General features: G+C 51.0%; 17 protein-coding genes and 1 other annotated feature. Of the genes, 11 read left to right on the forward strand and 6 right to left on the reverse strand.

What is annotated here, in order from left to right; genetic code table 11:
* Nucleotides 1-390 precede the first annotated feature (390 nt).
* Together EA58_RS16245 and arcB are read left to right on the forward strand one after the other, a co-directional pair.
* Entirely contained in the window at nt 391-2,202 is a 1,812-nt protein-coding gene (locus EA58_RS16245) for a diguanylate cyclase domain-containing protein (protein ID WP_051642157.1), read from the forward strand.
* A gap of 40 nt (nt 2,203-2,242) precedes the next feature.
* Nucleotides 2,243-4,600: an aerobic respiration two-component sensor histidine kinase ArcB gene (arcB, locus tag EA58_RS16250; protein WP_036755168.1), complete on the forward strand. Its 2,358-nt coding sequence runs from the start codon at nt 2,243-2,245 to the stop codon at nt 4,598-4,600.
* A gap of 111 nt (nt 4,601-4,711) precedes the next feature.
* On the opposite strand, the gene arcA is transcribed toward arcB, so the two are convergent.
* Nucleotides 4,712-5,431: a two-component system response regulator ArcA gene (arcA, locus tag EA58_RS16255; RefSeq protein WP_036755170.1), complete on the reverse strand. Its 720-nt coding sequence runs from the start codon at nt 5,429-5,431 to the stop codon at nt 4,712-4,714.
* A gap of 410 nt (nt 5,432-5,841) precedes the next feature.
* Between arcA and EA58_RS16260 the strand changes: the two genes are divergently transcribed.
* Both EA58_RS16260 and EA58_RS16265 read left to right on the forward strand, forming a co-directional pair.
* On the forward strand, nt 5,842-6,318 hold the full coding sequence (locus EA58_RS16260; RefSeq protein ID WP_051642158.1) for a DUF3293 domain-containing protein: 477 nt from the start codon (nt 5,842-5,844) through the stop codon (nt 6,316-6,318).
* Between the two features lie 12 nt (nt 6,319-6,330).
* A complete protein-coding gene (locus tag EA58_RS16265; protein WP_036755173.1) occupies nt 6,331-6,822 on the forward strand; it encodes a putative 4-hydroxy-4-methyl-2-oxoglutarate aldolase in 492 nt (163 codons plus the stop codon).
* Between the two features lie 8 nt (nt 6,823-6,830).
* On the opposite strand, the gene EA58_RS16270 is transcribed toward EA58_RS16265, so the two are convergent.
* On the reverse strand, nt 6,831-7,283 hold the full coding sequence (locus EA58_RS16270) for a hypothetical protein (RefSeq protein WP_036755175.1): 453 nt from the start codon (nt 7,281-7,283) through the stop codon (nt 6,831-6,833).
* A 140-nt stretch (nt 7,284-7,423) separates the two neighbouring features.
* Complete coding sequence (gene aceK / locus EA58_RS16275; protein ID WP_036755176.1) at nt 7,424-9,142, reverse strand: bifunctional isocitrate dehydrogenase kinase/phosphatase; 1,719 nt, start codon at nt 9,140-9,142, stop codon at nt 7,424-7,426.
* 510 nt (nt 9,143-9,652) lie between these two features.
* Nucleotides 9,653-9,769: a sequence feature (Thr leader region), on the forward strand.
* A gap of 91 nt (nt 9,770-9,860) precedes the next feature.
* Here aceK and thrA point away from each other — a divergent pair.
* From thrA to EA58_RS16295, 4 genes are all read left to right on the forward strand, one after another.
* Nucleotides 9,861-12,320 carry a bifunctional aspartate kinase/homoserine dehydrogenase I gene (gene thrA, locus EA58_RS16280; RefSeq protein ID WP_036755178.1) on the forward strand — a complete coding sequence of 820 codons (2,460 nt, stop codon included), beginning with the start codon at nt 9,861-9,863 and terminating at the stop codon, nt 12,318-12,320.
* A 2-nt stretch (nt 12,321-12,322) separates the two neighbouring features.
* Nucleotides 12,323-13,279, forward strand: coding sequence for a homoserine kinase (thrB, locus tag EA58_RS16285; RefSeq protein WP_036755181.1), 957 nt, complete (start codon nt 12,323-12,325; stop codon nt 13,277-13,279).
* A 2-nt stretch (nt 13,280-13,281) separates the two neighbouring features.
* A complete protein-coding gene (gene thrC / locus EA58_RS16290) occupies nt 13,282-14,571 on the forward strand; it encodes a threonine synthase (protein WP_036755184.1) in 1,290 nt (429 codons plus the stop codon).
* 244 nt (nt 14,572-14,815) lie between these two features.
* Nucleotides 14,816-15,310 carry a helix-turn-helix domain-containing protein gene (locus EA58_RS16295; protein ID WP_036755186.1) on the forward strand — a complete coding sequence of 165 codons (495 nt, stop codon included), beginning with the start codon at nt 14,816-14,818 and terminating at the stop codon, nt 15,308-15,310.
* Between the two features lie 130 nt (nt 15,311-15,440).
* Here EA58_RS16295 and EA58_RS16300 read toward each other — a convergent pair whose 3' ends face one another.
* A complete protein-coding gene (locus tag EA58_RS16300) occupies nt 15,441-15,893 on the reverse strand; it encodes a hypothetical protein (RefSeq protein WP_036755189.1) in 453 nt (150 codons plus the stop codon).
* Between the two features lie 271 nt (nt 15,894-16,164).
* Here EA58_RS16300 and EA58_RS16305 point away from each other — a divergent pair, with 271 nt between their 5' ends.
* The gene (locus EA58_RS16305; protein ID WP_036755192.1) at nt 16,165-16,353 is read left to right on the forward strand and encodes a ribbon-helix-helix domain-containing protein; all 189 of its coding nucleotides are present in this window, start codon (nt 16,165-16,167) and stop codon (nt 16,351-16,353) included.
* Between the two features lie 23 nt (nt 16,354-16,376).
* Here EA58_RS16305 and EA58_RS16310 read toward each other — a convergent pair whose 3' ends face one another.
* Entirely contained in the window at nt 16,377-18,095 is a 1,719-nt protein-coding gene (locus EA58_RS16310; RefSeq protein WP_081819720.1) for a SulP family inorganic anion transporter, read from the reverse strand.
* Nucleotides 18,096-18,235: 140 nt separating this feature from the next.
* Here EA58_RS16310 and EA58_RS16315 point away from each other — a divergent pair, with 140 nt between their 5' ends.
* Complete coding sequence (locus tag EA58_RS16315; RefSeq protein WP_036755193.1) at nt 18,236-18,577, forward strand: zinc ribbon domain-containing protein YjdM; 342 nt, start codon at nt 18,236-18,238, stop codon at nt 18,575-18,577.
* Nucleotides 18,578-18,661: 84 nt separating this feature from the next.
* On the opposite strand, the gene grcA is transcribed toward EA58_RS16315, so the two are convergent.
* On the reverse strand, nt 18,662-19,039 hold the full coding sequence (grcA, locus tag EA58_RS16320) for an autonomous glycyl radical cofactor GrcA (RefSeq protein WP_036755195.1): 378 nt from the start codon (nt 19,037-19,039) through the stop codon (nt 18,662-18,664).
* A 328-nt stretch (nt 19,040-19,367) separates the two neighbouring features.
* Between grcA and EA58_RS21740 the strand changes: the two genes are divergently transcribed.
* Nucleotides 19,368-19,508 carry a hypothetical protein gene (locus EA58_RS21740; RefSeq protein ID WP_161781070.1) on the forward strand — a complete coding sequence of 47 codons (141 nt, stop codon included), beginning with the start codon at nt 19,368-19,370 and terminating at the stop codon, nt 19,506-19,508.
* The last annotated feature ends 8 nt before the right edge of the window (nt 19,509-19,516 follow it).

A 19,516-nucleotide genomic window follows, 5' to 3' on the forward strand; every position in this document is an offset into this window, starting at 1 on the left:
TATTGCGGAGAAAGCTAGCTTCTCAGTCATATTTTTGATTAAAAATTCGTTAAAATGTTGTTTGTGTGAATTGTTATTGTGTTTATGTTTTGTGAAAGACATGAATGAAGACAGAATTAGGTTTGTATTTTTCGTTATTTTATTTCAGGTTGATTTTTTGGCATCTTGAGTCGTGGTTTTTGGACATCACCAGCAGATTACTCTGGCTGCGTGAATGTAAACAGTGACAGAACCTTGACGCAGAGGAGTGCCAAACATCACTATTTGGCATATTAAAAAAACGCCATATACAGCAGCTTCTTGCAACTGTGTTAAATTGTCGGCATGTATTCAGAGGTGCAGTGAGATGCCAGCGGGACTGGTCTGGAAAGGCTGCAGAGAGGAACAGACATGCAGAAGAGACACGGTATCACGCTTGCAGGTGCTGCCTGTACCGCGGTTCCGGCATGGGGCGCTTCCGAAGAGAGTTTGAGTTTGTCGGTCATTGGCATGGCATTTTTGATGATGGCGATTCTGACCTCACTGGGTGCCTGGCTGATTCACCATTTAGGGCGCCTGGCTTTCCGCCGACTTCATGCGACGATTTCCCGTCTGCCCATTGCGGCTGCGATTGTCCGCAGCAAAGACGGTGAACTGTTTTATGCGAACGCAGCCTGCCAGGACATGCTGGGGGTGAGTAAAGTTGGACGGCGCTATTACTATCCGGAAGGGATTGGTCCACAAATGATGGCTGATGTCCTGCGCCCGGTGCAGTCGGGAACCGGGTTTGATAATGTGGAGGAAACACTCCGGCTGGGGGGGAATCAAACGATCCGGGTGCTGATCTCTGGTCAGCTGATGAGTTATCGCTGGCAGACCGCCTGGCTACTGTTTTTTGTGGCACCTGCCAAGCAGAGCAATCCTTATATTCAGCTTGAGCAGCGCGTGTTCCAGCGCGTGCTGAATTCTCTGTCTGAACTGGTTTATTTTCAGGATAAAGCCGGCAATATCCTTGGTACCAATACCGCCTTTGACCGGTTCTGGCGGGGGCGTCGCGAAGAGGGACTGATTCAGGGCGATCCGAGCGGCATTGGGGATGTGCCTGTGATTCATACCTGGACCACGGCACCAGATGGCTCCAGTCGTTTGCTGGAAACCAACAAGACAACCATGACGGATGAAGAAGGCCAGGTTATCGGTATGCTCACAATCAGCCATGATGTGACGGACTGGCATGAAATGCAGGAAAGCCTCAAGCAGGAAATTGAGAAACGTGAAGTGACGGAGCAAATCCTTGCCCAGCGAAATACGTTGCTCAATTCGATTCTTAATGCCAGTCAGGATCCCATTGGCTTGTACAATGAGCACGGCGTTTATGTGGGCTGTAATGAACCTTTTGCCAGAGTACTGGGCTTCAGCGCCCGGGAACTCATTGGCAAAACGGCCCGCAATGTCATTGATCCTGAAATGCTGCAGGAGTTTTACCAGACTGACATCAAGGTGTTGAAAGAGGGGGTCACGGTCAAGACCGACGCCTATGTGATTCTGGAGACGGGGGAGCCAGTCTGGTATGAGATTGTGAAATCACCTTACCGCGATCCGACGGATGGTTCCGCGGGGATTCTGCTGATTGCTCGGGACGTGACCGAACGCAAGCAAGCGGAGCAGCAGCTTGCTGATGCCATTATGGAACTGCAGGAGCTGAGTTTTGTCGACAGTCTGACCAAAGTGGCGAACCGCCGTAGCTTTGACGAGCAGTTACGTAAACTCTGGCACAGCCATATGCGAGAACAACAGCCGCTCACCTTGATCCTGTGTGATATTGACAGCTTCAAAGCTTATAACGACAACTATGGCCATCAGCAGGGGGATTGGGCACTGCTGGAAGTCGCGCAGGTCTTTGACAGTGTGATTCGGCGTGAGACCGATGAAGTGGCTCGTTATGGCGGCGAAGAGTTTGCTTTCCTGCTGCCGAATACACCGCTGTGTGGCGGTGAGGTGGTTGCGGAAAAAATTCACGAGAAAGTGGCGGAGAAAGCCATTCTCCATGGGTTTTCCGATATCAGCGACATTCTGACGGTCAGTTTGGGAGTTGCGACCATGACGCCAATGCCGAATCAGGATTACGGTGAATTGATTGCGATGGCTGACAAAGCGCTATATAAAGCAAAAGCTGATGGGCGGAACACCACCCGCCTGATGGCAGAACTCGATGAATTCTGATGCTGCCTGCGGGCAGCATTTTATTGTGACAGGATAATCCATGAAACAAATCAAGATGTTGGCGCAGTTCTATGTCGATCTGCTGGTGAAACTGGGCATTGTACGATTCAGCCTGCTGCTGGCATTGGCACTGGTGGCGCTGGCGGTGGTGGTGCAAGTCGGCGTGACGCTGGCCTTGCAAGGCGAGGTGCTGAACATTGATATCGTCCGCTCTGTGTTTTTCGGTTTGCTGATCACCCCCTGGGCGGTGTATTTCCTGTCGGTTGTGGTGGATCAGCTTGAGGATTCCCGTCAGCGACTGTCAAAGCTGGTGAGCAAACTGGAAGAAATGCGCTCGCGGGATCTGACGCTGAATAAGCAGCTGAAAGACAATATCACGCAGCTGAATCAGGAAATTGAAGTCCGGATCAAAGCAGAGGATGAGCGCCAGATTGCGATGGAAGATCTGGAAAGCGAAGTTGCCCAGCGTGAAAGTGCCCAGTTAGAACTGGCAGAGCAGAGTGCCTTACTGAAATCTTTCCTGGATGCGTCACCGGATCTGATCTACTACCGGAACGAAAGAAATGAGTTTTCGGGTTGTAACCGGGCCATGGCCGAACTGACCGGGAAAACCGAGCAGGAGCTGGTTGGTCTGACGCCTTGGGATGTCTACAGCGAAGAAGTGGCCAGTAAGATTGTCGAAACGGATCAGCAAGTGTTCACCCAGAATGTCTCTCTGACGTATGAGCAGTGGCTGGAATATCCGGATGGCCGCAAAGCGATTTTTGAGCTGCGGAAAGTACCTTTTTACAGTCGTGATGGCCGGCGTTTGGGTCTGATGGGCTTTGGTCGCGACATTACGGAGCGCAAGCAATATCAGGAAGCACAGGAAAAAGCCAGCCGTGAGAAAACAGCCTTTATCTCAACGATCAGTCATGAATTGCGCACCCCGCTGAACGGGATCGTTGGTCTGAGCCGAATGTTGCTGGAGGGGCCGCTGAGTGATCCGCAGCGGGGTTACATGCGGACGATTTATGTCAGTGCCATCACGCTCGGCAATATTTTCAATGACATCATTGATATGGATAAGTCGGATCGCCGTCGGCTTGAGCTGTTACCAGCCCCGTTGGATTTTCATGCCTTTATTGAAGAGATGGGGAATATTTCCGGTCTGATGGCCGAGCAGAAAGGGTTGCGCTTCGATCTGGAGCAACTCAGCGAGCTGCCGTCTTATGTCCAGGTGGATGGCACCCGGCTGCGTCAGGTGCTGTGGAACCTGATCAGCAATGCCACTAAATTCACCAAAGAGGGGGGCGTGATTCTGTCGATCAGCAGTGAGTTGCTGGATGAACAGCAGGCTGAAATTACCTTCGAAATTGAAGACAGTGGTATCGGTATTCCTGAGTCCGAGCTGGATAAAGTGTTTGCGATGTATTATCAGGTCAAACAGGGTCAGGACAATCTGCATGCGGTTGGCACTGGTATCGGCCTGGCTGTGTCGCGACAACTGGTGAATATGATGGGGGGAGACATTCAGATCAGCTCTGAAGTGGGCGAAGGGAGTACCTTTACGGTGACTATCTGTGTGCCACTGCTTGAACAGATCACGGAAGATGAGGAAATTCCGGTGCTGGCCCAGCGCTCGCTGCGCATTTTTATGGTGGAAGATATCGAACTGAATATCACAGTCGCCAGGGCGCTTCTGGAGGGGCTGGGTCATCAGGTCACGGTTGCAATGCGTGGCGATGAAGCGCTGGCAGCGTTTGAACCTGAGCAGTACGATCTGGTGCTCCTGGATATTCAGCTACCGGATATGACAGGGTTTGAGATTGCCCAGGTGCTGCGTGCCCGCTATCGTCAATTGCCACCACTGGTCGCGCTGACGGCCAATGTGATTAAAGATAAAGGTGAATATCTGGAGCAGGGGATGGATGATGCCATCAGTAAACCGCTCAGTGTCAAAGCCATTAATACTGTCATTGAACACTTGATAGAATCGGAACATGCGCCGGCGGACGAGGTTGCCTCTGTGGATCCACAGGAAACGGCGATGAGTGAAGAGACGCTGAACAAGCTGCTTGATTTTGAAATGCTCAGTTCTTACGTCGATATTGTCGGCACCAAGCCAGTACTCGACTCAATTGAAATGTTCGAGACCATGATGCCGGAATATCTGGCGATCCTGGACTCGAACATGACGGCTAAAGATCAGGATGGCATCAAGTTTGAAGCCCATAAGATTAAAGGGGCGGCGGGTTCGATCGGACTCAAGCGCATCCAGCAGGTGGCGCAGAAGGCGCAGTCCCCTGAGCTTCCGGCCTGGTGGGAGAATATCGAAGACTGGGTGGATGAAATTAAAAACAGCTACCAGAACGATTTGACGCTGTTGAAAGGCTGGTTGGAGAGCCAGGAAAAATAAGCGGCTCTTCGGCACGTATCAACTCGGTATCCATACTCGTTATCCATAAAAAAAGCGTCGCATTGCGACGCTTTTTACTTCATCTTTCGAGAAGTTGAATCAGAACGCTTCTCAGCCTTCTTCGATATCACCGCAGAAGCGGTAACCTTCACCATGAATGGTGGCAATAATTTCCGGGGTATCTGCGACAGATTCGAAGTGTTTACGAATCCGGCGGATGGTTACATCCACAGTACGATCGTGTGGCTTCAGATCGCGGCCGGTCATTTTCTTCAGCAGCTCGGCACGGGTTTGGATTTTGCCCGGATTTTCGCAGAAGTGCAGCAGGGCACGGAATTCAGAACGCGGCAGTTTAAATTGTTCACCGCTTGGGCTGACCAGTGAGCGGCTGTTCAGTTCCAGTGACCAGCCGTTGAATTCATAACGCTCAACCAGACGGCGATCTTCGGCTGCCAGACCCTGGCTCATCGCACGGGTGAGCAGGTTGCGTGCACGAATGGTCAGTTCTCTTGGGTTGAAAGGCTTGGTGATGTAGTCATCCGCACCGATTTCCAGACCCAGGATTTTATCGACTTCGTTGTCGCGGCCTGTCAGGAACATCAGTGCCATATCGCCTTGCTCACGCAGCTCACGAGCAAGCAGCAGGCCATTCTTACCTGGCAGGTTAATGTCCATGATGACCAGGTGCACAGGATGCTCCGACAGCATCTTGTGCATTTCTGCACCGTCGCTGGCTTCAAATACTGTATACCCTTCGGCTTCGAAGATGCTTTTCAGGGTGTTACGTGTTACTTGCTCGTCTTCTACAATTAGAATGTGAGGGGTTTGCATTGGCAGTACCTAATTACTCAAAACGGAATCTGGTCTAACACAGAATATGTTAATTCTATAAAAATAATTCGATCACAGGCAAAGTAACAGAACTGTTGCAGTTTGCACTCGTCTTTTCAACTACCTGCTGGTACGCCATCCTCATTTTTCAGCAGACGCTCAAATATCACCACTGAAAAACCCGACTTTTACGGAACTGGCTACAATTTCCCTTGGATGCTGACGATTGTATGCATTTAACAGCGCACTAACAATATGATTTTATTGTAATGTGCCCGGTTTTTTCGAATTTGTCATGGCATACTAGCCTGTCAGAACCACTATCTTATTGTTATAGCTCAAACAATTTGTTGTTTCAGCAATGAAATGCGGCTGTTAAAAGTTTCTTCAACAGAACAGGATTCGGACTCATGGCGGAAAGCAGCAGACAAACGGTCAGTCATGCAATGTCATCTGGGGAGTCAGACTCGCAGGCTCTGTACCGGTTATGGCAAAACTATCAGCAGATAATTTTCCGTGCGGATCAGGCTCTCCCATTCACAACCTTTGCTATTTTAACAGCATTTAATCCTGAAAGTATTGTGCTCAGTTGTAAGGAAAATCATCAGCGGCAGGCCAGCCTTGAAGCGGCGTTATTCAAGTTGGGGTATTCATTTCAGCCGCTGGATTGCAGTGCGCCGGACGGAAGCTGGCATGAACCGAGTCTGGCCGTTGCCATTGACATGGTATCAGCACGCAAGATTGCTGCCCGCTGGCATCAAAATGCCCTGTACTGGGTGACTCAGCAGCAGTTGACTCTGGTTCCTGTGTTGCTTGAGAAGCAGGGATTGACCCCGACAGTGCTGGGGGCATGGCAAACTTATCTTCACATTGAAGGATCAGCATAAAGGAGTTGCAAGATGAAAGATCTATTGCCGGATTTGTGTGACCACTATGAGACGGACGTACGCTGGTTACCGCTGCAGCATCGTGATTTTGGCGGCAAGCCAGTGTTTTATGGGGAAGTGGTGACACTTCGGTGCTTTGAGGATAACAGTCTGGTCAGGGAGATCCTCAATGAAGATGGGACAGGCAAAGTGCTGGTGATTGATGGCCATGGTTCTCTGACCCGGGCATTACTGGGGGATCAGTTGGCAGCACTGGCGGTGAAAAACAACTGGGAAGGTATTGTCGTCAACGGTGCCGTGCGAGATGTGGTCGCACTGGGAGAGATGGCCATTGGTGTGAAAGCCATTGCAACTTGTCCGTTTAAGACTGAAAAGCGCCAGACGGGTGACAGAAATGTCACGTTAACTGTGGCACATACACTGGTTTATCCCGGTGATATTCTGTATGCCGATCCGAATGGGATATTGCTGAGTAAAGCGATGCTGGATCTGTCGGTGATTTAACTTCACTTTCAGAATCTGAAACCGATCCCCAGCTGATAGACCTGTTCGAGGGATTCGTAGTCCATGGTGGCGTGCAGGTTGAGCCTGTTGTTGAGCTCGTACTGACTGCTGAGTTCGACACCCAGTCGGGTATTTTCTTCGATTCTTTCTGAAGTGAAGGCACTGCGCAGGCTGATTTTCGGACTGAAATTGTATCGCACACCGGATAGCAGGCCGCGGGAAGCAGACTGGTTCTGATTTCCGCTTTTGAGCCGTGTACTGATGTACAGTTGGGTGGACGGGGAAAGGGCATAACTGTAGCCACTGTCGATCTGCCAGAGATCAAACTGTTCGGCGCTGCGGGACTGTGAATCAAGAAACCAGCCCGACAGTGGTGCTGGCTTGTCGATTTGTTCTGCCTCCGCAGCCAATGCTGGCTGGGCCAGCAGAAAGAGCAGACAGATGATACTCCCGTGTTTCATACGCCATCATCCCTGTAAATTCATCTCGCTTCGGGGCCGTAGTCAGCCCCTTTTAATCTTTTAATACTAGGCCAGAAGGATGAAAGGATTCATGCGATCGGACGAAGCTTTCCGAGTTACAGCAAAGATTGCGGGAAAGATCAAATTCTGACCAGTCTGTGTTGCTCCTGATACGGGAAGACATCCTCGAACTGACCCTGTGTAATGTTCTGCTGAAGCCGCTGCCAGTATGCGGGATCAAAGAGATCGCTGTGCAGCTCATCGAACAGGGCGCGTACCTTTGGATTAATCAGCAAGAAAGTACGAAACTCTTCCGGGAATACATCGTTGATGCCGACACTGTACCAGGGTTCCGCCGACAGCTCATCTTCAGGAAAGCGAGGGGGCGGGATACGACGGAAGTTCACTTCGGTCATGTAACTGATTTCATCGTAGTCGTAGAACACCACGCGCTTATGACGGGTGACGCCGAAGTTTTTGAACAGCATATCACCCGGAAAGATATTCGCGGCGGCCAGCTGTTTGATGGCTTTGCCATACTCGTCAACCGCATGACGAAGATCGTCATCGTTGGCTTGCTCGATGTACAGGTTAAAGGGAATCATCCGCCGTTCAATATAGAGATGCTTAATCATCACTTCGGTCTCTGTCACGATGAGACTTGAAGGCGCGACATGTTGCAGTTCTTCCAGCAGTTCGTCGCTGAATCGGTGACGATCAAAGCTGAAATTGCGATATTCCTGTGTGTCTGCCATCCGGCCAACCCGGTCGTGCTCTTTCACCAGTTTGTATTTTTCTTTCACCGTGTCGCGGCTCATCTCTTTCTGCGGGGCGAACTTGTCTTTGATGACTTTGAACACAAATCCGTAAGAAGGGAGGGTGAAAACACTCATCACCATGCCTTTAATGCCGGGTGCCAGCACAAACTTGTCGTCGGAGTGTTCCAGGTGGTGCAGAAATTCCCGGTACAGCTCTGTTTTACCGTGTTTCTGGCATCCGATGGCTGTGTACAGTTCAGCATGGGTTTTCTTCGGCAGCAGTTCACTGAGAAAACGGACCAGCGCTGCCGGTGCCGGGGCATAGACCATGAAGTAGGAACGGGCGAAGCCGAACACAATGCTGACATCGTCGACATGGCACAGGCAGGCATCAATATAGATCTGGCGCTGCGTGGTTGTCAGTACGGGAAACACCAGTGGGATCTGCGTTTCATCGGCCAGCAGCAAACGGCCAATCAGATAGGCGGCTTTGTTCCGGTAGAAAGGCTCTCTGATCAGCTCCAGCCGGGCCTGTTGTATGGTCTGCGGGCTAAATTCGTGTTCCAGTCGCTGGACTATCAGCTCGATGTCACGGGCTTTGTCTTCCCATGTCAGCGTGAACGGGGTTTCATCCATCATTCGCTCAAACAGGGAATGTGCGCCATTTGGCGACTGATAGATTCGGGTCAGAGTGGTTGGATAAGGGGGAATACGACCCGTCTGTGAGCTGTGGACAAAGAGCTTGTCACGATTGATATCCCGGTGTTCGAAAATGCGGCAATACACTGAATTGAAAAAGCTTTCTGCAATGTCATACCGGGGATAGTCCAATAGTAAATCTTCATAGGAAGATTTGACGGCAGTTAAAAACTCACGATTGGCGTATTGTTTGCCGAGCATGATCTGGATTTGACGGCTGACCAGCTCGACATGGTGATCATAGAAATTGATCCGTTGCTTCAGGGCCTGATGGACCGACATCCAGGCCTGATCTTCAAATCTTTCCTGAGCACCGGCCGTTACATCCAGAAAACGACCGTACATCGCATCAAAACCCTGGAGTATGGTATGCGCAACCAGCTGTTCCATTGCTGCTGTCATGCCGGATCCCTCCGAAATAGTGTTTGTTATGATTGTCATTTCCCGGGGACGGATCCTGCTTGTCCCGGGGGTTCTCTGGCTCAGGCTGAATAAGTCTCACCACAGTAGGCCAGAACTTGATTGGGCTTGAATGGCCGTTTGATTGCCTGAGAGACAGGCAAAATAAACCAGCACTTCAGGTTAACTATGCTATGGCCGCGGGTGAACTGCAATTGCAGATATGCGATTTAGGAAAATTTTTATATCAATCATACCTGTCTGACATCTGATGACTGTTTTTAACCCTGGGTACTGACAGTTGTTTCAGGAAGGAAAATGGATACTGCATCGTTCCTTGTTTGTTCATAACAGCATGGACTTCTGTTGAAGCGCATCGTTTTTCAGACGGAAAAGCTATATTTCAATGAATGAAAAAATAAATCACTGTTGAGTGTTGACTCGATGCAATGGATCGGGTAAACGTAAATAACACGCACACAACATTAGCAGTTCAACTAAAAATCATGGCAATGAATCTTATCGGCACCACCATTATTACGATTACCGGCACAACCAGTGTTGGGGCGGGCTGATACGCGTAAGATTTTCAAAAAAAAGCCCGCACTTCAGAGTGCGGGCTTTTTTTTACCATGAATTTAACGGTATGTTTTTCCAGTAAAAAATAACAAGACCGGATAAACTTGCCAGACAGTTCAAATTAACGGAAGTGGAGTAGGGAATGCGAGTGCTTAAATTTGGCGGCTCATCGTTAGCGGACGCCGACCGGTTTCTCAGAGCGGCGGATATCATCGCCAGTAATACCCATCAGGGCGAGGTGGCTGTCGTTCTGTCAGCGCCGGGAAAAATTACCAATAAACTGGTTTCTGTGATTGAAACGACGGTGATGACTGGTGATGCTGAATTACAGCTCAGTGATTTCGAGCAAACATTTACCGGTTTGTTTGACAGTATTCAGGAACAGTTGCCAGCTTTTGACCGAACCGCTGTGGATGCCAAGCTGGCCAGTACGCTGGGACAGCTGAAACAACTGGTTCATGGGATGAAGTTATTGGGCCAGTGTCCGGACAATGTCTATGCCCGTGTCATCAGTAAAGGTGAACGGCTGTCGATCGTGGCAATGAAGTCCGTACTGGAAGCGAAAGGTTATGCGGCTGACCTGATAGACCCTGTGGCTTCACTGCTGGCACATGGCGATTATCTTGAAGGCCATGTGGACATTGAGGCATCCACCGAGAATTTCCGCCGCCAGCCGCTGGCTGAGGGTGTGGTGCATATCATGCCGGGTTTTACCGCAGGAAATGCGAAGGGAGAATTGGTGATTCTGGGCCGAAATGGTTCGGATTACTCTGCGGCGGTTCTGGCAGCCTGTTTGCGTGCCGAATGCTGTGAAATCTGGACTGATGTAGACGGGGTTTATAACTGCGATCCAAGACTGGTGCCGGATGCCCGTCTGCTGAAATCTCTGAGTTATCAGGAAGCGATGGAACTCTCTTACTTTGGTGCTTCCGTACTCCACCCGAAAACAATTGCTCCGATCGCGCAGTTCCACATTCCCTGCCTGATAAAAAACAGTTTTAATCCGCAAGGTGCCGGCACCTTGATTGGTCAGGATACCGGTGAAGATAATCTGGCGATCAAAGGGATCACGACCCTGAAAAACCTGACCATGGTTAACGTATCTGGTCCGGGTATGAAAGGCATGGTCGGTATGGCAGCCCGGGTTTTCGGTGCGATGTCTGCGGCTGGTGTCTCCATTGTGTTGATCACACAGTCTTCTTCTGAATACAGCATCAGTTTCTGTATTGAGAGCGAGGACAGGCACGTTGCTGAGCAAGCACTGCGTAACAATTTCGAACTGGAGCTGAAAGAAGGTCTGCTGGAACCGGTAGAGTTTGTGGATGACTCAGCGATTGTCACGCTGGTGGGTGACGGCATGCGTACCTCCCGTGGCGTCGCATCCTGCTTCTTTACCTCGCTGGCGGAAGTGAACGTGAATATTGTCGCCATTGCTCAGGGGTCTTCTGAGCGTGCGATTTCAGCCGTGATCCCGGCCAATAAAATCTCTGAAGCGGTGAAAGCCTGTCACGAGAACCTGTTCAACAGTAAACACTTTCTGGATGTGTTTGTGGTGGGTGTCGGCGGTGTGGGCGGTGAATTGGTTGATCAGATTCAGCGTCAGCAGGAAAAACTGGCGGAAAATGGCATCGTGATTCGGGTCTGCGGTCTGGCAAACAGTCATGGCATGTTGCTGGATAATAACGGCCTGCCGCTGGAGAACTGGCGTGATGCGATGGGACAGGCAACAGAACCCTTTAACCTGGCCAGTCTGATCCAACTGGTGCAGCGTCATCACATCATCAACCCTGTGATCATTGACTGTACCTCGGCGCAAGCCATTGCAGAGCAGTATGTGGACTTCCTGGCTGCCGGGTTCCATGTGATCACGCCAAACAAGAAAGCGAATACTGCCAGTATGGCGTATTACCATCAGCTGCGTCAGGCCGCACGGGTGACCCGCCGTAAGTTTATGTATGACACGACCGTGGGTGCCGGTCTGCCTGTGATTGAGAACTTGCAGAATCTGATGGCTGCGGGGGATGAGCTGGAGCGTTTTGCCGGTATTCTGTCTGGCTCGCTGTCTTTCATTTTTGGGAAACTGGACGAAGGCATGAGCCTGAGTGAAGCCACGACCGTTGCCCGCAATAATGGCTTTACGGAGCCTGATCCCCGGGATGATCTGTCCGGGATGGATGTTGCCCGTAAGTTATTGATCCTTGCCCGTGAAGCCGGTTATGTCCTTGAACTGGATGATGTCGTGGTTGAGCCTGCATTACCACCCGGCTTTGACCAGAGTGGGGATGTCGAAACCTTTATGCAACGTCTGCCGGAAGCGGATGCTTATTTCAGTGATTTGGTCACGAAGGCGGCCGATGAAGGCAAAGTCCTGCGTTACATCGGTGAAATCGACAACGGAAAGTGCACGGTGAAAGTGGCTGCTGTCGATCAGGACAACCCGATGTTCAAAATTAAGGACGGCGAGAATGCATTGGCTTTCTATAGCCGTTACTATCAACCCATTCCTCTGGTACTGCGCGGATATGGTGCCGGTACTGAAGTCACAGCTGCCGGTATATTCGCTGATTTGATGCGTACCGTCGGCTGGAAACTGGGAGTGTAAGGATGAATGTGACTGTTTATGCACCGGCATCAATTGGCAATGTCAGTGTGGGTTTTGATGTATTAGGGGCGGCAGTGTCGCCCATCGATGGCACCCTACTGGGAGACAAAGTCACCGTGTCGTCTGGCAGTGAGCCGTTTGCGCTGCGCTGCGAGGGAGACTTTGTTGCGAAACTGCCGGCCGAGCCTGAGCAGAATATTGTTTATCACTGCTGGCAGGTGTTTGCCCGTGAGCTGGATAAAAAAGGCATTGCTCTGAAACCGGTGTCGATGACCCTGGAGAAAAATATGCCGATTGGTTCCGGGCTGGGTTCCAGCGCCTGCTCAATCGTCGCCGCGCTGGATGCGCTGAACCGTTTTCATGAGAATCCCCTGAATGAGACTGAGCTGCTGGCACTGATGGGCGAGATGGAAGGGCACATTTCCGGTGGGGTGCACTATGACAATGTCGCGCCTTGCTATCTGGGCGGGCTGCAATTCATGGTCGAGGAACTGGGTATCATCAGCCAGTCCGTTCCATGCTTTGAAAACTGGTATTGGGTGATGGCTTATCCGGGCATCAAAGTGTCTACTGCAGAAGCGCGTGCGATTTTGCCAGCACAGTATCGTCGTCAGGATGTGATTGCCCACGGTCGTTATCTGGGTGGGTTCGTGCATGCCTGCCACAGTCAGCAGCCGGCTCTGGCCGCGAAAATGATTAAAGATGTTGTGGCTGAACCTTACCGTGAAAGCCTGCTACCCGGCTTTAAAGAAGCCCGTCAGTATGCGTTGGAAGCCGGCGCGCTGGCGAGCGGGATTTCAGGGTCTGGCCCGACCATGTTCAGTCTCTGTGATGATCTGGCTGTCGCGGAGCGGATCGCTCGCTGGTTACAGCAGCATTATGTCCAGAATGATGAAGGATTCGTCCATGTCTGTCGTCTCGACAGCCAGGGTTCAACAGAAATAGGAAGTGAGTATTAACCATGAAGCTGTATAACTTAAAAGATCATCAGGAAGAAGTATCTTTTGCTCAGGCGGTACGTCAGGGGCTGGGCCGAAATCAAGGGCTGTTTTTTCCTGCGGAACTGCCGGATTTAGGCGACATTGACGCCTTGCTGGCTCAGGATTTTGTGACCCGCAGCAGCCGGATTTTGTCCGCATTCATCGGTGAAGAACTGTCGGCAGACACCGTACAGCAGATGGTGAGTCATGCCTTTCAGTTCCCGGCTCCTGTGGCTCAGGTAAAGGATGGCGTTTATGCGCTGGAACTTTTCCACGGCCCGACGCTGGCCTTTAAAGATTTCGGCGGCCGCTTTATGGCTCAGTCGCTGGCTGCGGTGTCTGAGGCCAACGGCAAGATCACCATTCTGACGGCAACTTCAGGAGATACCGGTGCAGCTGTCGCGCATGCTTTCTATGGCATGGATAACATCAAGGTGGTGATCCTGTATCCGAAAGGCAAGATCAGTCCGCTACAGGAAAAACTGTTCTGTACTCTGGGCGGCAATATTCATACCGTGGCAGTGAACGGCACCTTTGATGACTGCCAGTCGCTGGTGAAGCAGGCGTTTGATGATGCTGAGTTGCGTCAGGACGTCGGCCTGAACTCTGCGAATTCGATCAATATCAGCCGCCTGATGGCACAGATTTGTTATTACTTTGAAGCGGTGGCACAGCTGCCGAAAGAAGCCCGTGGCAATCTGGTGGTTTCGGTGCCAAGCGGTAACTTCGGCAACCTGACGGCGGGTCTGCTGGCGAAAGCGCTGGGTCTGCCAGTGAAACGTTTCATTGCGGCAACCAATGTGAATGATACTGTGCCCCGTTATCTGCAAAGCGGCCAGTGGGAGCCGAAAGCGACCATTCCAACCATTTCGAACGCCATGGATGTCAGTCAGCCAAACAACTGGCCACGCATCGAAGAACTGTGTCAGAAGCTGGGCTGGGGCCTGAGTGAACTGGGCTACGGCGCAGTGACTGATGAGCAGAGTGCAGAAACCCTGCGTCAGATGGATGCTGAAGGCTACCTGTGCGAGCCGCATGGTGCGATTGCTTACCGTGTGCTGAATGAGCAGTTACAAGCCGGTGAAACGGGTCTGTTCCTGTGTACTGCGCATCCGGCCAAGTTTAAGGAAGTGGTGGAAGAGATTCTTGAGAAAGAAATCGATCTGCCGGCACCGCTGGCCAAGCATGGCGCGATGGAACTGCTGTCTGAAGAGCGGGATAACGATTTTGAGCAACTGAAAGTGGTGCTGCGCGCAGTGCAGTCCGCATAAACTCGTTGTTGTGTTGACAGGTTATGATGAAAGCCCCGTGTTGGGGCTTTTTTGTATCTGTGTCGCACAATTTTCTTTTTCAAACGCAGCGCTGATCATCCATACGTCCTGTTTTGTCTGATTATTCATATTGCTGTGTCTTGTTTTTTGTCTGCCTTCTATGTGTGAGCTAAGTTTTATGGGCGAGTTCAACCAGAGCACAGAATCTGGCTCGTTTTATAAGTTGGCTGATTGAGGAAACGGAATGAAACAAGGTGAAGTCTTAAAGAAAGAGCGGGAGAGGAAAGGGGTATCTCTCGCAGAGATGAGTCAGCACTTAGGCTTGCCTGAGAGTGTCTATCAAGAGATTGAGGCCGGAAACAGCCCTGCGGAGCGTTGGGGAGGTGTACTGGCTCATATCGCTATTCAACTGGAAACACCATCGGCCAAGCTGGTGACTGAGACCGGAAGATATCTAGATAAGCGAGAGGGTCAGGCCGGTTCACTGATTCGTGCATATCGGGAAAAGAATGAAACCAGTAAACAAGATGTGATTGAGGGTGTGAATCAATACATGAAGGACAGGGACGAACAGGCATTGATGACCCTGGAAGAATATGAGCAAATTGAGGCCGGCACGTCCGGGCTGGAAAAATATGGGCCGATTTTGCTGGGATTTGCTGAGAAAATTGAGCAACCGGTGTTTAACCTGTTTTACCCATGCGATCTCCCTTTTCATGAACTGGATGATTATCCTTAATCAACACCACCCGAAATGTTGCTGATGTCATCATGAGATGTGGATCGGCAAGCAAAGCTAAACGTGTCAATCAGCGCCGCAGTGATGAAAACTGCGGCGTTGGTTTAGATGCCATATTTTTCCTGCAGCATCAGTTCATGACTTCCTGATCTAAATTTTCCTTGGCTTTGATGCCCTCAGCATTGGGTTCAAAGCCCAGCTCTGCCTGATAGGCGGCATCACTGGTTGGCATTTCACAGTGTACATTGAGCGTAGTGCCCCAGGCCTGGAAGGTGATTGAGCCCTGACCGGCACTGTGTTTAATGCTGGGGGTGCAGTCTTTGGTTTTCCCCAGAATGGCTTTCACCTGAACGGTATAGGTGTTTCCGATGGGGACTTCACTGAGGCTCTGACACTTGGTTTTGCCAATGGGGTAAGAGGAAGTCCAGTCAGTACTGAAGCTGCCCGAGACAATTCTCATTTTTGCCGCATAGCCAGCACCGACGAGCAAGGAAACACAGGCTTGTTCGGCAGCATGAGCTGTCAGTGGGACAGCCAGCGTGCATAATGCAGCCATTAAGACAAAGGGACGCTGTTGATTCATGGTTGACTCCAACTGTCGTTGTTTTTATGGATTCTCACCTCCCTGAGGTCGATCTTCCCTGCCGTCAGCAAATCTGACGGTTACTTATAAAAATAGGTGTTGGAAATATGCGCTTTGTTTATCTGCGCTGAGTTTGAAAAAATGAGAAGTTTGTCTTAAGGCAGGGCAGAAAACGCAGCAGAAAGACGGACACGTTGGCCCTTCAGCGTTTCTTCGGTCAGGAGATTTGATTATAATTTGATTATCATCACCTGACGAAGAGTAACCGACTGTGGAAAGCAAAACGGCCCGTTTTACGGTATTAATGGACCCTAGAAAAAAGCAGGCATTTGAGAAATTATGCGCTTCTCAGGATCTCACCCCTTCTCAGGTGGTCCGCCAGCTGATCCGTGAGTATCTGGAAAAACATGATGTCACTTATCTGACTGACGATACCCCCAAGAACCCTCAGGTGAAGTAATTCCTTGCTGAACTGACTCTGATTCAAGCATCTGTTGCTTTGTCTTCCCGACGGTGTTTTGTTGCCATCTGTTGCGCAGGTAAATTTGGTTGAGTGCTGCTGTCATGAGAGATGGCTGCACTCAAGGCATCCTGGAGTGTGGCGCAGTAGCATTGCTCACCAATCAGTTCAATTACACCTGCCTTACGCAGTTTGGCCGAGACCCGCGCATTTGCGTTGGAGATCAAGACAGTTATTCCGCGTTTTTGCAGGTTACCGATCACAGACGCCAATGTCTTTAAGCCGGTCATATCGATAAAAGGCACCCATTTCAGACGAATAATGACTGTGTCTGGATCGGTATGTGTGTTTGCCAGAATCCGTTCGAACTGATCGACTGCGCCGAAGAAAAATGGCCCGTCGACGGTAAATACCAGCACTCCTGGGGGGAGTTCCATCATCCCTTGCTGGGTGATTTCATGATGCAATTCCTGATGAGTCGCTTCTTTGACTTCAACGCTGCTGGCCATGCGCCGCAGGAAATGGAAGGTTGCCAGTAAGACCCCTATGTTGACGGCGACGACCAGATCGGCAAAGACGGTGAGCAGGAAAGTGATCAGCAAAATGACGACATCGGCTGTCGGCGCCCGGCGAATCATCTGAACAAAATGATGGGCTTCGCTCATGTTCCACGCGACGACGAAGAGGATGGCCGCCAGCGCAGCCAGGGGGATGTAACTGGCCAGCGGTGCCAGCGCCAGCAGGATCAGCACCAGCGTTAGTGAATGCACTATGCCTGCCAGTGGGCTGGTGCCGCCATTTCGGATATTGGTGGCGGTTCGGGCAATTGCCCCGGTTGCGGCAAACCCACCGAATAAAGGCGCTGCAATATTGGCAATACCCTGGCCGACCAGTTCCTGATTGGCGTCATGGCGTGTATTGGTCATTCCGTCGGCGACGACTGCGGAAAGCAAAGATTCAATGGCACCCAGCATCGCAATCGTAAATGCCGGGCCGATCAGTTCAATCACCTGTTCCAGGCGGGTCGATGGCAGGGCGAATTCAGGCAATCCTTGTGGGATTCCGCCGAACTGACTGCCAATGGTGGCAACACCGCTGAACTGGAAGATCGACTGTAACAGCGTGACGATTAGCAGGGCAACCAGTGGCCCTGGTATCCGCCTCATGCCCGGTAACTTTGGAGAAAACAGCGTGAGTAAAAGTGCGGTCACAGCAAGCAGGGTCGTCATCCCATGAAAATCAGGCAAAATCTGCAGTAACTGATACAACTTGTTGTGGAAATGCTGCCCACTGATATCGGGCAGCCCGAAGAAATATTGCCACTGGCCAACCCAGATCACGACACCAATCCCGGCGGTGAAACCTGTGATGACTGGAGCCGGAATAAACCGGATGATCGTGCCCAGCTTTGTCAGGCCGAGAAAAAGCAGCATCACGCCTGCCATCAGTGTTGCGACCTGCAATCCCGAGATACCGTACTGGGCGGTGATCCCAGACAGCACGACGATGAATGCACCGGTTGGTCCGGCAATCTGCACTCGGCTGCCCCCGAGTGCGGAGACGAAAAATCCGGCAACGATCGCCGTGTATAGTCCCTGCTCAGGTTTGGCACCTGATGCAATGGCAAATGCCATGGCCAGCGGCAGGGCTACAATCCCGACGATGACGCCTGAAATGATGTTTCTGACCCAGTGTTGGCGCTGGAACAAACCCGCCTGATAAGCCTCTTTTACCGCAATCATGTCCGACCCGAAGCGTAAATGGAGTGATAATTAAATGATAATTACATTATAATGTGGTGGCAATATCATCCAGCATTGGCAAGACCGCGCTGGGCGAATATCCTTAAGTTGATACTTTTATAAAAGAGAGACCGTTGAGCATGAGTGATACCTTACCTCCTTGCCCAGAGTGCAATTCGTCTTATGTCTATGAAGATCAGTCGATGCTGATCTGTCCTGAATGTGGCCATGAGTGGATTCAGGGTGAAGTCGCAGAAGATCCGGATGCGCTGGTCGTGAAAGATTCGAACGGCAATGTCCTGCAGGAAGGTGATTTTGTGACCCTGATTAAAGACCTGAAAGTGAAAGGTTCTTCTTCGGTTGCGAAAGTCGGCACTAAAGTGAAGATTAACCGTCTGGTAGACGGTGACCACAACATCGATTGTAAAATCGATGGTATCGGTGCCATGATGCTGAAATCTGAGTTTGTGAAAAAAGCCTGATTCGGGCTGACTTTCACATAAAAATAAAACGCCGCAGCGATGAACCCTGCGGCGTTTTTGTTGCGCTTTTTATTTGCCTGAACCTTACAGTGTGTCTGTAAAAGTACGGGCAATCACATCACGCTGCTGCTCTGGCGTCAGCGAGTTGAAACGTACCGCATAGCCAGACACGCGAATGGTCAGTTGCGGGTACTTCTCCGGATGTGCGACGGCATCTTCCAGCGTTTCACGCTTGAGCACATTGACGTTCAGGTGCTGACCCCCTTCAATCCGTGGCGCCTGTTCAACCGGCAGCTCACGGTATTCAAACTCGCCCAGTTCAGCCGCAGGAACCTCCTGTTCGGCGCTGAAGCCTTCTGCAGCACACAGGCAACGGGCTGTGCCGTTGTCTGTATCCAGCAGCCAGATCGAATTCAGCAAGTGTGGGTTGGCCGATTGGGTGATTTGAATGCCTTTGATCATGGCAGCTCCTTGAGTGTGTTCGATCAACAATGAATGGATGTCAGGCCAGACACTGCGGTCTGCCCTCTATGGCATCCTACCGCGTTGTGACACCGGGCAATTGATCTGCATCAATGGGCTTTCGTCCCTGAGTGGTCTGACTTGCACGAAAGATGTACAAAATTGCTCGATCATGGGGCGGTGCATATAAATCACACAACTGAGTGGTCGCTTAATAAACAGTGAAATGCCGCGAAATCGTTGTTTGAGACAGGTCGTTTGTCAGGCGAGAAAAGTTGGCATTGTTCTTTCATTGTCTAGTTCAGACCTGAATTGTGAGGAAACCCATATGAGAGCGACCACGATCCCTGCGACTGCAACCCGTGTGCATTATTGCGCCCGTTTACCCCAGGCGAACCGTCCGATTCAGGGCAGAGGTCACTGGCGAACACCGGTCGGGCCGATCAGTCGTCCGAAAACGGCATCTTGATTTCCTGA

This window comes from Photobacterium galatheae (assembly GCF_000695255.1).
Classification (GTDB): Bacteria; Pseudomonadota; Gammaproteobacteria; order Enterobacterales; family Vibrionaceae; genus Photobacterium; species Photobacterium galatheae.

Excerpts from the sequence above, each read along its gene's own strand:
- EA58_RS16245 (WP_051642157.1), top strand. The coding sequence starts at position 391 with ATGCAGAAGAGACACGGTATCACGCTTGCAGGTGCTGCCTGTACCGCG.
- arcB (WP_036755168.1), top strand. The coding sequence starts at position 2,243 with ATGAAACAAATCAAGATGTTGGCGCAGTTCTATGTCGATCTGCTGGTG.
- arcA (WP_036755170.1), bottom strand. The coding sequence starts at position 5,431 with ATGCAAACCCCTCACATTCTAATTGTAGAAGACGAGCAAGTAACACGT.
- EA58_RS16260 (WP_051642158.1), top strand. The coding sequence starts at position 5,842 with ATGGCGGAAAGCAGCAGACAAACGGTCAGTCATGCAATGTCATCTGGG.
- EA58_RS16265 (WP_036755173.1), top strand. The coding sequence starts at position 6,331 with ATGAAAGATCTATTGCCGGATTTGTGTGACCACTATGAGACGGACGTA.
- EA58_RS16270 (WP_036755175.1), bottom strand. The coding sequence starts at position 7,283 with ATGAAACACGGGAGTATCATCTGTCTGCTCTTTCTGCTGGCCCAGCCA.
- aceK (WP_036755176.1), bottom strand. The coding sequence starts at position 9,142 with ATGACAGCAGCAATGGAACAGCTGGTTGCGCATACCATACTCCAGGGT.
- thrA (WP_036755178.1), top strand. The coding sequence starts at position 9,861 with ATGCGAGTGCTTAAATTTGGCGGCTCATCGTTAGCGGACGCCGACCGG.
- thrB (WP_036755181.1), top strand. The coding sequence starts at position 12,323 with ATGAATGTGACTGTTTATGCACCGGCATCAATTGGCAATGTCAGTGTG.
- thrC (WP_036755184.1), top strand. The coding sequence starts at position 13,282 with ATGAAGCTGTATAACTTAAAAGATCATCAGGAAGAAGTATCTTTTGCT.
- EA58_RS16295 (WP_036755186.1), top strand. The coding sequence starts at position 14,816 with ATGAAACAAGGTGAAGTCTTAAAGAAAGAGCGGGAGAGGAAAGGGGTA.
- EA58_RS16300 (WP_036755189.1), bottom strand. The coding sequence starts at position 15,893 with ATGAATCAACAGCGTCCCTTTGTCTTAATGGCTGCATTATGCACGCTG.
- EA58_RS16310 (WP_081819720.1), bottom strand. The coding sequence starts at position 18,095 with ATGATTGCGGTAAAAGAGGCTTATCAGGCGGGTTTGTTCCAGCGCCAA.
- EA58_RS16315 (WP_036755193.1), top strand. The coding sequence starts at position 18,236 with ATGAGTGATACCTTACCTCCTTGCCCAGAGTGCAATTCGTCTTATGTC.
- grcA (WP_036755195.1), bottom strand. The coding sequence starts at position 19,039 with ATGATCAAAGGCATTCAAATCACCCAATCGGCCAACCCACACTTGCTG.
- EA58_RS21740 (WP_161781070.1), top strand. The coding sequence starts at position 19,368 with ATGAGAGCGACCACGATCCCTGCGACTGCAACCCGTGTGCATTATTGC.